The sequence below is a fragment of the Paenibacillus sp. P4_A9 genome, assembly GCF_056402415.1.
This window is the reverse complement of the sequence record NZ_JBFUHL010000021.1, coordinates 1-14,854: the sequence shown is the minus strand read 5'-3', so window position 1 is coordinate 14,854 and position 14,854 is coordinate 1. Positions and strand designations below refer to the sequence as shown.

The following is a 14,854-nucleotide window of genomic DNA, read 5'->3' as shown; positions in this document are numbered from 1 at the left end:
TGTTCACCAAGATTTTTTTCGTTGTTCATATTGGGTTCATATTCGACCTGTATCTTTATCTCACAAAGACATAGTAAGGGGAGAAAAGAATGAATCTACTCACAAGATTTTCGATGAAAAATGTTTCAGCCATTTTTATCATTATGATTATGCTATTTGTAGGAGGTTTGTATTCAGCAACACAGCTGAAGGAAGAGAACATGCCCAATGTATCTTTCCCAGTTGTCGCGATTACAACAACCTATACAGGTGCTCCGAAGGACGTGATGGATGAAATTACGGTACCTATTGAGAAAAAGCTAGCGAATTTAGAGGATTTGGATTCGATGCAGTCCACGTCTAGCGATAATTTCTCCATGGTCATTGTTTTCTTCAAGCAGAATGTAGATATTGATAAAAAGAAGCAAGCTGTACAGGATGCGATTTCTACCGTTGCTCTGCCAGCGACAGCTAGTCCACCAAAGGCATCCACTTTCGGCGCGGCCTCCTTTCCTTCGAATTATTTAGTTGCCTATGCCAATGAGGGTGTCAGTCAAACGGAGCTGGACAAATCCTTTAAAGATACCATTAAACCTGGATTAGAAGGCATCAAAGGGATCGACCACATGGACGTGATCGGCGCTCGAGCGACCTCGCTCGATATCGAGCTAGATGCTGCGGCGCTTGCTGCGAATGGCCTATCACCAGGGCAAGTCAGCCTAGCCATTAATGGGGCCGCGACGAAATCGCCAATTGGAGCGATTGAAGTTGAAGGTACTAGCAAAATGACGCGTGTAACAGGCAATTTATCCAGTTTAAATGATCTGCAAAAAATAGAGATCGCTACTCCTAAGGGAGCAGTTGTTACACTAGATCAAGTTTCCAAAGTAAAAACGATCACCGAATCTAATTTCAATGGGCGATTGGATGGCAAGCCAGCGATTGGGATGATTTTATATAAAGCTGGCAGTGCGAATGCGGTTGAATTCTCCGAAGAAATTGAATCGCACATTGCGGAATGGAAGACGTCTTTACCGAACATTACTTTTATGAACACATACGACAGTGCGGATCAAATTAAAGAATCGATCTCAGGACTTGTTCGTGAAGGGATCATTGGCGCTGTGCTCGCATCCCTGATGATTTTGATCTTCTTACGTAACGTACGGATGACACTCATCGTGCTTGTATCGATTCCGCTTTCCATTTTGATCACCTTATTACTAATGTCGCAGTTAGGCCTTACACTAAATACGATGACGCTGGGCGGTATCTTTATTGCCGTAGGACGTGTTGTTGATGACTCGATTGTTGTTATTGAAAATATATATGCATCCTTAGAAAAAGCGCAGGAACGGAAAGAATCCGTTATTGCACTTGCAACGAAACAGGTATCGATGGCGATCACATCCTCTACCTTGGCAACCGTTGGGGTATTTGCTCCACTAGCCTTGGTCACAGGAATTGTAGGAGAATTCTTCCGGCCTTTCGCATTAACGATTGCTTGTGCGTTGTTATCTTCCCTAATTGTTGCGCTAACGGTCATTCCGATGCTTTCCAAATTGCTTGTATTACGCAGTAAGGCAGGCAAAGTACATCATGATGAGAATAAAGCTAGTAAGCTAACGACGTTCTATGAAAAAGTTCTCACATGGAGCTTGAAAAATCGCGTTAAAACGCTTCTAATTGCTCTAGTGTTACTTGTTGGAACCATGGCAGGAACAATTCCATTCCTATCTGTTTCGTTCTTACCTAACTCATCTGCATCGTCAACAATGTATTTCCAATTGAAATTGCCGAATTCAACTTCATTTGAAACAACAGATGCCAAAACGAAAGACATCGAAACCGTATTGTTAGCTAAAAAGGATGCCCAAGGCGAGCCCGTATTCAAGTTCGTAGAAGCGCTTGTTGGCTACGCGGGGAATGATGATGACCAGGTGCCATACGCTTCACAGATTTTCGTACAAGTAAATGAAGGCGAAGATCCAGAACTAGTGAAGGCCGACACGAAAGCGTATATTTTATCGCAATTACCGAGTGGTTCTGAGGCTGAACCGAAATCGATGGAAGGTGACTTTGGCGCTACCAGTACAGATTTCGCTTATACCCTTCAAGGGGATGATCAAGCGCAGCTGGAGAAAGCCGCAGGGATGGTTATTGAGAAGCTGAAAACCTTCCCAGAGCTTGCTGAAATTGAAGATAATCTAAGTGACGCCAAAGCTGAAATTGAAATTGTGATTGATCAGAAAAAGGCAAGAGAATATGGCCTGAGCGCTGCTACAGTCAGAGATACGGCACGTGCTTGGATCCAAAAGCAAAATCTAGGTGACATGCGTTTCGATAACGTGGTCTACACGACTACGGTTTCTATGAATCAAGCGGACAAAAACTCGATAGAGAAGCTTGGTAATATTCCGATGACGGGGATGACAGGCACGCCGCTGACGCTAAAAGACGTTGCCAAGATTAACGAAAAGCAAGGCGCTGTCTCCCTTGTCAGAGAAGCTCAAGCGCAGCTTGTCAAAGTTTCGGCCAAAATCAATTCGTCTGACAAAACAGCTGTAAGCTCAAAGCTGTCTGATGCACTTGAGGAGCTTACATTACCTGATGGGGTTACACCGAAAATCAGTGGGGTTTCGGAAGATGTCACGGAGAGCTTTACACAGTTGTTTGTTGCGATGGCCGCTGCCGTATTCGTGGTTTACTTGATTATGGTTCTGGCGTTCGGCAATGCAAGTGCACCGTTTGCCATCCTGTTCTCATTGCCTCTTGCCGTCATCGGAGGACTTCTAGGACTTGTTATTACAAGGGAACCGTTAACGGTAACTTCGATGATCGGTTTCCTGATGTTGATCGGTATCGTCGTCACGAACGCGATTGTCTTGATCGACCGGGCACAGCAGCTTCGCGAGGAGGGCTACACGGTCCGCCATGCATTAATTGAAGCGGGTAAAATCAGACTTCGTCCAATTATTATGACGGCTGGCGCGACGATTATGGCGTTAGTTCCTCTAGCACTCGGTATTTCAGGCGAGGGTGGTTTAATCGGGAGAGGTCTCGGGGTTGTTGTAATCGGCGGTTTGATTACTTCAACGATCTTGACACTTGTGGTCGTTCCGATCGTATACGAGCTGATTGATAGCGCCAAAAACAGACTCGGACGCATGTTTAAACGAAGTAAAAGAACTGATGGTCAACAAGTGAATATCTAATCGTCTAATGAAAAAGGCAGACCTTGCGTAGAAATAAACTACGTGAGGCTGCCTTTTTTACTTGTGAAAAGCGTCTATAGCTGGACTCTAGCTTTCACTGATTTCGCATAATCCGAGGGTGACATGCCAAGCGTTTTCTTAAAATCTCTAGAAAAATAATGAATGCTGGTATAGCCAAGCAGGTTAGCAATCTCTGTGATATTGTGCGTGCCTTCTCGCAAATACGTTTTGGCTTGCTCGATTTTGAGCGATTTGAAGGCTTCCATGACACCCATCCCCTTCTGGGATTGGAAAAGCTCCTTCATGCGGCTTTTGCCCAGATGAAAGGTTTGGCAGAGGTCATCTAGGGTAAAGGAATCAGCAAGATGATCGCTCAAATAATCGATAATCTGTCCTACCAACCMATGCTCAGCTTTTTCTTTTTGCAGAGAGGATTGCTTCAATTTCTGAGTTTCCTGAACGCTTACCCCTGCTTCTTGTTTACGGATGAGTGTGATGAGAAGTATTTCTAAATAAGCTTTGATGAGCTGTTCACTAGCAAACGGCGCTCCACCATGTCTTTCTAGTAAATGAACGGATGGCGAGTCGAACGGAGGTAGAAAGGCATGAAAGCCCTCTTGCGTGATGTTCGACAGGATATTGCGTTCGCGATCACCCAACGCTACGACTTTATTAGCTAGCTGGAACATGGCCTCAGAATGGCAGGCGAAGGCGATGACGATGAGATTCGGCGGCTTATGCGCATGTCTGACATGTACGGTGTGGAACTCCTCAGGCTTGTGAAAAATCATATTCCCTTGCCCGAGGGTATGAATGACATCGTCGGCGCGAACCTCTACCTCACCCTTGTCCACATAGAGAATTTCCCAGAAGTCATGCTGCTCGCCGTCGAAAACAAAGCCTTTAGCATATTCAAAATAGTGAAAGGAAATAAGCGCTTCGATCGAAAGTGATTCCTGTAAATAGATCCTTGGGAATTCCATGGTGTCCGTCCTCTCTAGGGGGATTATCTTCCCGATTACAGCTTATTTTACCACCACAATCCATATAGCTAAAGTGCAAATAATTCGGCTTTAAAGATAAATCCTATCGGACGATCCTCTTTTATAATTAAGGAAAGAAGCGGAGGAGATAACAATGAAAAAAGGGATTAATATTTGGTCATTCCCAGGCTCAATGAGCGTGAAGGATTGTATTACGACAGCGAAAAAAGCCGGCTTCGACGGCATCGAGTTAGCTCTGAATGAAACGGGCGAGCTTAGTCTTGAAAGTACAGAAAATGAAGTTCGTGCCTACCGTCAGCATGCTGACGAAACAGGTATTGAGATAAGTAGTCTTGCAACAGGCTTATTCTGGTCGTATTCGTTGACAAGCAGTCAACCGCAAATCCGTCAGAAGGCCAAAGATATCGTGAAGAAGCAGCTTGAGCATGCCGCGGTACTTGGTGTAGATACGATTCTAGTCGTGCCTGGTGCGGTAGGTGTTGATTTCATCCCCGATTCAGAAGTAGTGCCCTATGACCAAGCGTATGACTACTCACTAGAAGCGATTCAGGAGCTATCTAAATTAGCAGAATCCTTGAAGGTTTCAATTGGGATCGAAAATGTATGGAACAAATTCTTACTATCACCGCTGGAGATGCGGGATTTCATTGACAAAGTTAATTCCCCTTACGTTGGTGCTTACTTTGATGTAGGGAATGTCATATTCTCTGGGTATCCGGAGCATTGGATTTCTATTTTGAGTCATCGTATCAAAAAAGTGCATTTCAAGGATTATCGCCGCGCAGCTGGCGGCTTGCATGGCTTCGTTGATCTCCTTGCAGGTGATGTGAACTATCCAGCAGTTATGAATGCCCTTCAATCGATTGGGTATGAAGATTATGTGACCGCTGAAATGATTCCTGGCTATACGCATCACGGCGAGCAAATCGTATATAACACATCTGGCGCTATGGATGCTATTCTGGGGAGGAAATAAGATGTTAAGAATCGGACTAGTTGGATTAGGGTTCATGGGAAGAACACATTTGGAGAATTACGTACGATTGGAAGCAGAAGGCCTTGCGATTAAAGTCGTGGCATTATGTGATATCGATCCGGAGAAGCTAGAAGGCAACGCGGTTGCCGGCAATATTGATACAGGTGATTCTGCGATTGATTTTAGCTTGTATGCGAAGTACACTAGTGTATCCGAAATGATCGAGAAGGAACAGCTGGATTACGTGGATTTGGCCCTGCCGACTTATTTGCACCGCGATATTACGATTGAATGTTTAAATAAAGGATTGCACGTGCTATGTGAGAAGCCGATGGCTTCCAATTCTCAAGAGTGCGAAGAGATGATTGCAGCAGCAGAAGCGAATGGCAAGCAGTTGATGATCGGACAGTGTTTGCGCTTTTGGCCGGCGTATGTGTATTTGAAAGAAGCTGTGGAGAATGGGACTTATGGTAAAGTGACTAGCGGGTATTTCTACCGCGGCGGTGCTACACCGACATGGGGACCGTGGCTGATCGATAAAGAGAAGAGCGGTGGCGCCTTATTGGATATGCATGTTCACGATATCGATATGGTCAATTGGCTGTTCGGTAAACCAGAATCTGTTTCTTGCTTGGCACGAAATGTGGTTCCGGGCAGCGGTTATGATGTCGTGTCTACAAACTATTTGTACGGTGATGGCAAAGTCATTAATGCGCAAGCCGACTGGACAATGGAAGGCGATTATGGCTTCGAAATGTTGTTCCGAGTTAACTTTGAGAAGGCTAACCTTATTTTCAACGCGAGCGGTTTGAAAGTGAACTTGAATGATGGCCCTGGGTTCAGCCCGGAGATCTCACCAGAGATGGGCTATTACCTGGAGCTGAAATACTTCGTGGAGACGCTTCTCGCAGGACAATCGGTGACAACGGCAACGCCTGCAAGTACAATGGGAACCATTGATATTGCTGTGGCGGAGATGGCGTCTGCTGATAATAAAGGTGCTTGGGTGCAGGTGAAGTAGGAAGCTAGAATGTTGACCTTGGGAATCGATAACGATTTCCAAGGTTTTTTTGCATATATAAATGTGACGAAGGAATCGAAGTTAATCATTTTCATTGACTGCAATCGCTTTCGTATTCTATGCTAATAGCATTTGCAATAACTAGAGGTGAGTACGAATGACAGACATAGATTCAACAGCATCGTGGCAAAAGCTCCGTCTATTCGCAGTCACTTGGCCGATTTTTATAGACTCTGTTTTACGTATGATGTTAGGAACCGCGGATGTATTTATGCTAAGCCGAATTTCGGATGAAGTAACCGGAGCCGTGGGCTTGGCGAATGAAATTATCGTATTCTGTATTCTGATGTTTGGCTTTGTTGGTATCGGAACAAGTGTGGCCGTCGCGCAGCATCTTGGAGCAGGCAAGGTGAAGGAAGCGAGTCGGATTTCAGCATTAGCGATCACTATAAATCTGATTTTCGGTGTAATCGTGAGTATCGCTTTAGTCGTTTTTGGCGAGCCATTGATGCATCTGATTCATTTGGCACCAGAGCAAATCGCGATCGCTAAAAAGTATTTAAATTTAATCTCCGCATTTATCTGGATTGAAGCATTGTCGTATGCAATTTCTTCGGTACTGCGCTCCAATGGTCAGACGCGGGACGTTATGTACGTTACGTTGGGGGTCAATGTGATCCACATTGTGGGTAACTCTCTCTTGATTTTCGGTAACCTAGGATTCCCCGAGTGGGGGGTAACTGGCGCGGCAGTGTCAACGATTGTCAGTCGACTCCTTGGACTCATTGTTCTTGTCGTCATCTTGTATCGCCGCTTACAGGTTCCTATCCTGCTCAAGCATTATGTGAGCTTCAATTCTCGCATAGTTAAACAAATACTTAGCATTGGATTACCTTCCGCGGGTGAGCATGTATCTTGGCAGTCCCAATACTTGATGATTTTCAGCTTCATTAATATTATCGGGGCTACGGCATTAAGTGCACATGTTTACGTCATGAACGTGACCAATTATTTCATGGCGCTGGGTTTGGCGATTGGCATGGGGACGGAAATTATTATTGGGCACATGGTAGGTGCCGGGGCTTTTCAAGCGGCTTATCATAAATTAATCCGAAGCCTGAAGATTACCTTTGTTCTGACCTTCGTAATCGTTGGGATCACGTCGATTTTCCGTAAAGAACTGCTTGGACTATTCACAGATAATCCCGATATCATTGCTATGGGATCGACGATTCTACTTCTTTCTATCATTCTGGAGCCGGGGCGAACCTTTAACTTAGTTGTCATTAATTCCTTGCGTGCAGCAGGTGATGCTAGATTCCCGGTCATGATGGGGGTTGTCTCCATGTGGGGGATTGCAGTGCCCTTATCCTATTGGCTAGGGATTCATCTAGAAATGGGCCTGCTTGGTGTATGGATTGCTTTTACAGTCGATGAATGGACGAGAGGCGTGCTGATGTATCTACGTTGGCGAAGCCGCGTATGGCAAAGCAAATCACTGGTTAGACCAAGCAGCGAAGTTTTAGCCAAATCAGTTTAATCTTATCTATAAAAGCGAAGAATCCCAAAACTCTTTGAGAGAGTCTTGGGATTCTTTTGCATATAAAAAGGGTGACAAGAAGGGGTTGTGGCTGGCGGCTGGTAATAATACTATATTCAGTTTCTTGTAAAAGAATTGGATGTTTACAAGAAATCATAGAAAAAGTGCTAGTGTCCCCCTGTATATATGAGAATCGCATCTCTCAGAAATTCAGCCGTACCGGGTTGCTTCACATCATAGTAAGCTTTGAACCGCTCATCATCCACGTACATTTGGGCAAGTCCTGCGTGGGCTTCTTTGCTATATTCACTCCAATAGAACATGAGCCATTGTCTGTGTAAGTCAGCTGCTTTTTGAGCCAATTCACTGGCGGGATCACCTTGCTTAAAAGCCTCCGCTAACGTAACGGTTACTTCTTCAGCCAAACGTGTAACCTCTTCATGCTGCTCTTGCGTCATATTGGCTATCTTGTGATTGCTCTTATTTACTTGATCATCGCCGTATTTCTCACGAATTTCTTTCCCGTATTTCTTCTCGTTATCATCAATTAGCTTTTGTTTAAAGCCTTCAAATTTCTGTTTATTGGACATAGTAAGTCTCCCTTCTTTAGAAGCAATGGTTTGTTCTACATTCGCAATGAGTAGATCCAATTGTTTTCGCTTGTCGAGAAGCTGATCTCGATGGTCCCTCAGCGCACTGGTTCCGTCAAAGGTAGGCGACGACATGATGTCTTTGATCTGCTCCAAAGAGATTCCCAGCTCCCGATAAAATAGGATTTGCTGCAGCTTATCTACCTCCGCTTGCCCATAAATGCGATATCCGGATGAGTTGATTCTTGCCGGCATAAGAAGCTCAATCTCATCATAATAGCGCAAAGTACGAGTGCTGATTCCAGCCAACTTCCCCAAGTGCTGTACCGTGTATTCCATCTGCTCACCTCCTGACAACTTAACTTTAAAGCTTTACGTAGCGTTAATGTCAATACCTTTTTTTAGCGTTGGTTGGCCATGTGAAATGAACGACGTAGGTTATAACAGCAACCAGCACGATGAAAAGCAAGCTAACAAAGAAACCAGGACGCGTGGTAGGGTGAAAAGCCGCTCCGGAAATGGCGCAAAGAATGAGTAGCAGACCTGTCCACCGTTTGAACATTCGCAAAGGTGTGTGGGCAAGCAAACGTCCTGAAGAAAGCAAGATCAATAACCAGATAAAAAGCAAGGTAAGACCTGCCGCAGTGGATATAACCGTATACATCCCCTCAGGTAAAAGCAGAGAAAGCACAATAGCAGCAGCCATTCCTCCGGAAGTTAAAGCAAGAGCAGGATAAGGAATCTGCCTCTTTCCACTTGTAGTACGGGTGAATATCCGTGGAGCGTCATGATCCTTCGCGAGTGCGACCAGCATAGCAGTAACCGCGAATAAGGAAGCAACCATTGTGGAGAAGGCGGCAATAATGAGGATGCCATTGAACACATGTGGAACATAGGGTAGCGAGTAGCTTTCCAAGCTAACCTGGAAGGGACTCTTTTTATCATGAACGGCGTGTAAGGGTAGCAGGGTTAGGACTAGGAAAAGCGAGACCATATAGAGGATTGTTAAAAGGAGGATCATGATGGAACCAGATTTGTGAGCTTCGTTCGATTTCTTTAAGCGCATGGCGAAAAGCCCCATCATTTCCGTACCGCCGAAGGCGTAGAAGGCATAGATGAAGGATGACCAAGTGCCTTTGAGCCCCGCTGGCAAAAAGGTGTTAGCAGAGATCGGAAATGAAAGCGGATGAAGTCCGCCCGAGATCCAGCCTAGTACCGCGGCACCAGCAAGGAGGAGAAATATCAAGAGAGCAGATACCTTGATGAGCGCGAAAATATGCTCCGAACGCTCAAAAGCTTTCGCCCCGAGCAAGATGACACCTACGCCGAKACTGGCATAGATCAAAGCGAACACCCACATCGGGATCGTGGGAAACCAGAATCGCGTAAACAAGGAGAGTGCAGCTAACTGACTCCCCATGATCATCAACTGCGAGCCCCAGTAAATCCAACCGCAGCTGAAGCCGGCCCAGCGGCCATAGGCTAATTTGGCATAAGTACGAAATGAACCTTGTTGTGGATTCTCACTCGTCATAAGAAGTAAAACATCAAGAACGAAATAAGTGCCTATTGCCGCGAAAATGAACAAAAAGAGCATCGAAGCGCCACCCATAGTTAGGCCGATACCAGCTCCGAGAAAGTAGCCAGTTCCTAACGTACAGGCGACGCCGAGGAGCGATAGTTGCCACCAAGTCATCGTGCTGTTCTTTGTTGGGGTTGCTTTATTGGACATGCCGCCTCCTAAGCCGTTCAAGAGAGATTGACAACAGCCCATAGTATAGCTTGTCTATTGGTAAAATATACAGTTAGGATAGGTCCATCAGAGCGAATAGCAGCCCTTCTCTTTCGATAACTTCAAACGGTTTAAGCCTCGCGTTAGGGACATTATGGCACCGACCCGTGTGCAATTCAAAGGTCCAGCCATGCAGCGGACACTCAAGCTCGCCATTTTCAAGCTCAACCTCATAGCCGGCGTGAGGGCAACGACTGGAGAGCAGTGTGTAGACACCATCGGCTTCCGTAAGGAAGAAGCGATTGCCATTCACTTTGACTTCGGACGGGTTTGCAGTAAACTGATCTTTAGAACCAATATGGATTTCATTCATGGGAATGCTCCTTTACATAAGGGATTTCTTGTGAGTACATAACCTCATTATAATTCAAACGACAGTAAAGATCTCTATGCAAATGGCAAAAACAAAGGAGCACGATTCACATGAGTACATTATCTCCATTAGCAGCAGCATTTCGCCAAACCTCCTATCCGGTTGGAGGGCATGGTCGCAGGAATATCCAAATTCTGAAAGAAGCCTTGGATGAGCTGGATGGCCAGCTTGAAAGTGATATTTATGGAACAGGTGAAGGTATAGAGAGTTTTCAGGCAGAAATGGCCGCTTATCTGGGGAAGGAGAAGGCTGTATTTTTCCCGAGCGGGACGATGGCGCAGCAAATTGCCCTACGCATTTGGTGTGATGAGAAGGGAATCCGCAAGGTCGCGTATCATCCTTTAAGCCATTTGGAAATCCATGAAGAGGATGGCCTGAAGGAGCTGCACCAGATTGAATCGATTTTATTGGGCGAGAAGGATCGATTGATTCATTTGGATGAGATCCTAACGCTGGATCAAGAGATTGCATGTCTCTTGATTGAACTGCCACAGCGAGAAATCGGTGGTGTGCTTCCTCCGTATGAGGAGCTGGTTACGATTTCGGCGCATTGCCGTGCCAAAGGGATCAAGCTGCATCTGGATGGCGCCAGATTATATGAAGTGCTGCCGTATTATCGGAAGACCGCGACGGAGCTGTGTGCGCTTTTCGACAGTGTTTATATTTCGTTCTATAAAGGAATTGGCGGCCTTGCAGGGGCTATTCTGGCTGGGGAAGAGGCGTTTACCGCGAAATCGAAGGTGTGGAAAAGGCGGCATGGCGGTGATTTGATCAGCCTCTATCCGTATTACCTTAGTGCGAGCCACTATTTCAAGCAGCGTGAGCCTAAGATGAGGCAATACTATGAGGAAGCGGTAGAGCTTGCTGCGCTGTACAATAGCTGTCATCTCGTGACTACCTTACCGCGGGTACCCGTGACGAATATGTTCCACGTTCATATCGCGATGCCGAAAGAGAAGTTGGAGCCTATCCTCGTTGGGTTGTACGCGGAGACAGGCGTAGGGTTGATCCATTATCTGCGAGAGTCGAGCGATGGGAAGTGTTTGTTTGAGGTGAGCATAGGCGATGCTTATGCGGTAACTCCGAAGGATGTTCTGAAGCGCACGTTTGAGAAGTTAGATGCGGATTTGAAAGAGGCCTAACAGCGACTATAGAAGACTACGCTACCAATAGCGCACCGTTGTTTCTTGACCATTCGTGGTGAGAAACGATTGTGCGCTTTTTAACTACATCAGAATTAATAAGTTTCCGGTACTCGGAAGAACAAATTCTTATTGGCGATAAAAACAACATCTAAAACGCGGTCGCGCCTCGTCGAATTACTTCGATAGAAGTTTTTCTCAATATCGTAATATTGTTCACCTCAGTTCGTCAGATTGTAGGTGTTTGTTAGGTGGTGGAATCGGTATACTTCAAAAAGTAAGCCCTTACATTGGGTATCTATCGGTCAGAGGGAGGGGTATTTGCAATAGGCCGCTGCTAAAGTTGAATGGACGTTATTTTTAGCCAGCAAGGCGGACCTTTTCTGCTTTCACTCACGGATGGCTGGATCTTGTTAACTTCCAATGCGAATGTTCTCTCCATTTCCAATGATTACGGGAATACTTGGTATACAAACGATACAACTGCTTTCGGTAACTCTTTTTGGTCAGCGATGTATCAAACCGCAGCAAACGACTTTCTCGAATGGGACGATCGGAGTGCGTGGCGGTTTCGGCAACAGCGTGAGCTTTGACAATATTTCGATTAACTAATTAACTAAAATCAAATGTGAGAAAGAGCCTGCGGGCTCTTTTTTTTGCTGCAGCCCTTCAGAGCATGGCCGCAAGCCGAAAAGAGACTCTGACGCTGGAATATCCAGCTTCCGAGCGAGGCCGCTAGCCGAAATGACACGCTGACGCTGGAATATCCAGCTTCCGAGCATTGCCGCAAGCCGAAAAGAGACTTTGAAGCTGGAATATCCAGCTTCCGAGCAAGGCCGCTCGCCGAAAAGACACTCTGACGCTGGAATATCCAGCTTCCGAGCGAGGCCGGTAGCCGAAACGACACTCTGACGCTGGAATATCCAGCTTCAGAGCATGGCCACTAGCCGAAAAGAGACTCTGACGCTGGAATATCCAGCTTCCGAGCGAGGCCGGTAGCCGAAATGACACTCTACGAGATTGTCGATTATTTCGACTATCTCGCCCCAGAATGTCGCTACAGCTACGCCGTATTTCCCTCGTCCCCCACCACCCGTACGATTGCCCCCTCCAATCGTAACATCGTCTCCTTTTACCAGTAACACCATTTAATCTTTTCTTATGTTTGTTCCCTAAAGTTGAGGGTTTTATCGGTTTAGACGATGACCGATTCACTGTAAAGTTAGAACCAAGGAAAGCCCTTACAAGGAAGTGAAAGGGCTTTCGAAAAAAACATAAACCGAATGAGAGAGGGTTGTTTATCACTATGAAAAAGAAATTAACTAGCTTACTTACCGCAAGTATTGCGCTTGCTATGGTAGCGACAGGCTGTTCGAGTACAAAAGAAAGCGATACCAAAACGACAGGTGCAACAGCAACAACAGAGGCAACGAAAGCGGCAGAGACAACGAAATCAACGAGCCCGGTAGAGATCACCTTCTGGAATAGCTTCGGCGGTGGCGAAGGCGATTTCGTAGATCAGATTGTCAAAGGGTATAACGATTCCCAAAAGGAAGTCATCGTGAAACAGCTGCGCCTCGAATCCAATGAGTACTATGCGAAGCTAGGCACGGCGCTTTCTTCTTCCAAAGGGCCTGATGTTGCAGTCGCTCACGTGGATCGGATTTCTCCTTTCGTCAAAGCGAAGCAAATTTTACCTCTTGATGGGCTTGCCAGCAAGGTTGGCTTTGATCTGAAACAAGTCTCAGATTCCAATATCAAAAGCGTATCCTATGACGGAAAGCCGTACGCCGTGCCGTTAGATACACATTTCCATATGTTCTACTACAACAAGGATCTACTTAAGAAAGCCGAGCTGCTGAACGACGATGGAACGCCGAAGTTAGGTGATCTAACGCCGGATGGGTTTAAGAAAACATTGGCGCAAATTCAAGCGAAGGTACCTGGTGTACAGGCGCTAGCTGTGAATACACCTTACTTCCAAGAGCCTTTCCTGAATTTGTACTATGAAGCAGGCGGCGATATTTTGAATGGTGATATGACGAAATCCGCAATCAACAATGATAAAGCGTTGAGTGTCCTTAAGTTTTACATGGATTTATACAAAAACAAATACAGTGATTTGAATGATAAAACGCCTTGGGATTCGTTCCACAGCGGGAAAGCAGCACTTTGGTTCGGAGGCGTGTGGGAAGCGGGAATATTGCTCAATGACAAATCTTTGAATATTGGCGCCATGCCGCTGCCTGCCATCTTCGGTAGTCAAACGCACTGGGGAAGCTCACATTTGCTTGTAGTTCCTTCTTATGTAACGACAGAGAAACAAGAAGCTTCGGCGAAATTCATGAAGTACTTCTCAGAGGTTGGAGGCAAAACGTGGGGGCAAGCCGGACACGTACCATCAAACAGCGCTGTAACAACAAGTGATGAGTACAAAAAGCTGCCATACCGTAATTTCTTTATCGATGCTCAAAAAACGGTGAAATTTGCACCGAAAACAGATAAGTACACAACGATTATTACTACAGTATCTGAGTCGCTGCAGAACATCCTTTTCGGTAAGCAATCGCCAGAAGATGGCTTGAAAAGTATGGATAAGCAAATCAATGATATTTTAACCAATTAATACGCCGTTTCAAATCGGGTGTAGCTTCCATGAAAGCTAACGGGAGCTCCGCCCGATCTTATACAGAAAGAAACAAGGAGAAGAGCCAATGGAGACTAAAGTAAGTGAGCGTGATCGGACATGGGTCCTCCGCGAGCGTAAACCGTTCCGAATAGCTTTGGAATTGAAGGCAATGCTGTATCTGCTGCCGTTTCTGATCCCTTTTGCCATCTTCTATCTGTGGCCGGTAGGGCGAGGCGCTTGGATGAGCTTGCATGTATGGGGCATTCAGGGGATGCAGAGATATGTAGGCTTTGCGAATTATAAAAAGATTTTCACGGATTCCGATTTTTATCTCTATTTGTGGCACTCGATTTACTTTGTCATCATCTGTACACCGACAATTATTGTACTTGGCCTAGTCTTAGCGCTGTTGATTAATCAAAATCTCCGTTTCCGAACGCTTATCCGTTCCATGTTTTTCCTGCCTTATGTACTTTCCGTCTCAGTCATCAGTTTCATATGGCTCCGACTTTTCGACTCGAAGCATGGCCCGATTAATGCGTTCTTGCATCTCATTGGTTTACCTGGTGACATTCACTGGCTGACGGATAAAC

At 45.7% G+C, this 14,854-nt stretch carries 13 protein-coding genes; 8 read left to right on the top strand and 5 right to left on the bottom strand.

The features are described 5' to 3' along the window. Positions 1-89 precede the first annotated feature (89 nt). Positions 90-3,194, top strand: a complete 3,105-nt coding sequence (locus AC1DVJ_RS15410) for an efflux RND transporter permease subunit (RefSeq protein WP_477592123.1) — start codon at positions 90-92, stop codon at positions 3,192-3,194. Between the two features lie 74 nt (positions 3,195-3,268). Here AC1DVJ_RS15410 and AC1DVJ_RS15405 read toward each other — a convergent pair whose 3' ends face one another. Continuing rightward, entirely contained in the window at positions 3,269-4,177 is a 909-nt protein-coding gene (locus AC1DVJ_RS15405) for an AraC family transcriptional regulator (protein ID WP_477592122.1), read from the bottom strand. A gap of 154 nt (positions 4,178-4,331) precedes the next feature. On the opposite strand from AC1DVJ_RS15405, the gene AC1DVJ_RS15400 reads away from it, so the two are divergent. From AC1DVJ_RS15400 to AC1DVJ_RS15390, 3 genes are all read left to right on the top strand, one after another. Then, a complete protein-coding gene (locus tag AC1DVJ_RS15400) occupies positions 4,332-5,174 on the top strand; it encodes a sugar phosphate isomerase/epimerase family protein (RefSeq protein WP_477592121.1) in 843 nt (280 codons plus the stop codon). 1 nt (position 5,175) lies between these two features. Beyond that, on the top strand, positions 5,176-6,195 hold the full coding sequence (locus tag AC1DVJ_RS15395; RefSeq protein ID WP_477592120.1) for a Gfo/Idh/MocA family protein: 1,020 nt from the start codon (positions 5,176-5,178) through the stop codon (positions 6,193-6,195). Between the two features lie 157 nt (positions 6,196-6,352). Further along, a complete protein-coding gene (locus tag AC1DVJ_RS15390; RefSeq protein ID WP_477592119.1) occupies positions 6,353-7,735 on the top strand; it encodes an MATE family efflux transporter in 1,383 nt (460 codons plus the stop codon). Between the two features lie 167 nt (positions 7,736-7,902). Here AC1DVJ_RS15390 and AC1DVJ_RS15385 read toward each other — a convergent pair whose 3' ends face one another. The 3 genes from AC1DVJ_RS15385 to AC1DVJ_RS15375 all read right to left on the bottom strand — a co-directional run bounded on the left by AC1DVJ_RS15385 (position 7,903) and on the right by AC1DVJ_RS15375 (position 10,430). Beyond that, on the bottom strand, positions 7,903-8,664 hold the full coding sequence (locus AC1DVJ_RS15385) for a MerR family transcriptional regulator (RefSeq protein WP_477592118.1): 762 nt from the start codon (positions 8,662-8,664) through the stop codon (positions 7,903-7,905). Positions 8,665-8,713: 49 nt separating this feature from the next. Next, positions 8,714-10,057, bottom strand: a complete 1,344-nt coding sequence (locus AC1DVJ_RS15380; RefSeq protein WP_477592117.1) for an amino acid permease — start codon at positions 10,055-10,057, stop codon at positions 8,714-8,716. Positions 10,058-10,130: 73 nt separating this feature from the next. Further along, positions 10,131-10,430, bottom strand: a complete 300-nt coding sequence (locus tag AC1DVJ_RS15375; RefSeq protein WP_477592116.1) for a Rieske (2Fe-2S) protein — start codon at positions 10,428-10,430, stop codon at positions 10,131-10,133. 110 nt (positions 10,431-10,540) lie between these two features. Between AC1DVJ_RS15375 and AC1DVJ_RS15370 the strand changes: the two genes are divergently transcribed. Next, positions 10,541-11,632, top strand: coding sequence for a threonine aldolase family protein (locus AC1DVJ_RS15370; RefSeq protein WP_477592115.1), 1,092 nt, complete (start codon positions 10,541-10,543; stop codon positions 11,630-11,632). A gap of 347 nt (positions 11,633-11,979) precedes the next feature. Continuing rightward, a complete protein-coding gene (locus AC1DVJ_RS15365; protein ID WP_477592114.1) occupies positions 11,980-12,225 on the top strand; it encodes a hypothetical protein in 246 nt (81 codons plus the stop codon). Between the two features lie 336 nt (positions 12,226-12,561). Here the strand turns inward: AC1DVJ_RS15365 and AC1DVJ_RS15360 are convergent, their stop codons facing one another. After that, positions 12,562-12,780, bottom strand: a complete 219-nt coding sequence (locus AC1DVJ_RS15360) for a hypothetical protein (protein WP_477592113.1) — start codon at positions 12,778-12,780, stop codon at positions 12,562-12,564. Positions 12,781-12,938: 158 nt separating this feature from the next. Between AC1DVJ_RS15360 and AC1DVJ_RS15355 the strand changes: the two genes are divergently transcribed. Together AC1DVJ_RS15355 and AC1DVJ_RS15350 are read left to right on the top strand one after the other, a co-directional pair. Continuing rightward, positions 12,939-14,258, top strand: a complete 1,320-nt coding sequence (locus AC1DVJ_RS15355) for an ABC transporter substrate-binding protein (RefSeq protein WP_477592112.1) — start codon at positions 12,939-12,941, stop codon at positions 14,256-14,258. 88 nt (positions 14,259-14,346) lie between these two features. Next, positions 14,347-14,854: carbohydrate ABC transporter permease (locus AC1DVJ_RS15350; protein WP_477592110.1), on the top strand; the 508-nt coding region annotated here is incomplete at its 3' end.

What these genes read in the sequence shown, in the direction of transcription:
- AC1DVJ_RS15365 (WP_477592114.1), top strand. Translation starts at nt 11,980, where the DNA reads ATGGACGTTATTTTTAGCCAGCAAGGCGGACCTTTTCTGCTTTCACTC.
- AC1DVJ_RS15360 (WP_477592113.1), bottom strand. Translation starts at nt 12,780, where the DNA reads ATGGTGTTACTGGTAAAAGGAGACGATGTTACGATTGGAGGGGGCAAT.
- AC1DVJ_RS15395 (WP_477592120.1), top strand. Translation starts at nt 5,176, where the DNA reads ATGTTAAGAATCGGACTAGTTGGATTAGGGTTCATGGGAAGAACACAT.
- AC1DVJ_RS15370 (WP_477592115.1), top strand. Translation starts at nt 10,541, where the DNA reads ATGAGTACATTATCTCCATTAGCAGCAGCATTTCGCCAAACCTCCTAT.
- AC1DVJ_RS15390 (WP_477592119.1), top strand. Translation starts at nt 6,353, where the DNA reads ATGACAGACATAGATTCAACAGCATCGTGGCAAAAGCTCCGTCTATTC.
- AC1DVJ_RS15385 (WP_477592118.1), bottom strand. Translation starts at nt 8,664, where the DNA reads ATGGAATACACGGTACAGCACTTGGGGAAGTTGGCTGGAATCAGCACT.
- AC1DVJ_RS15355 (WP_477592112.1), top strand. Translation starts at nt 12,939, where the DNA reads ATGAAAAAGAAATTAACTAGCTTACTTACCGCAAGTATTGCGCTTGCT.
- AC1DVJ_RS15410 (WP_477592123.1), top strand. Translation starts at nt 90, where the DNA reads ATGAATCTACTCACAAGATTTTCGATGAAAAATGTTTCAGCCATTTTT.
- AC1DVJ_RS15375 (WP_477592116.1), bottom strand. Translation starts at nt 10,430, where the DNA reads ATGAATGAAATCCATATTGGTTCTAAAGATCAGTTTACTGCAAACCCG.
- AC1DVJ_RS15400 (WP_477592121.1), top strand. Translation starts at nt 4,332, where the DNA reads ATGAAAAAAGGGATTAATATTTGGTCATTCCCAGGCTCAATGAGCGTG.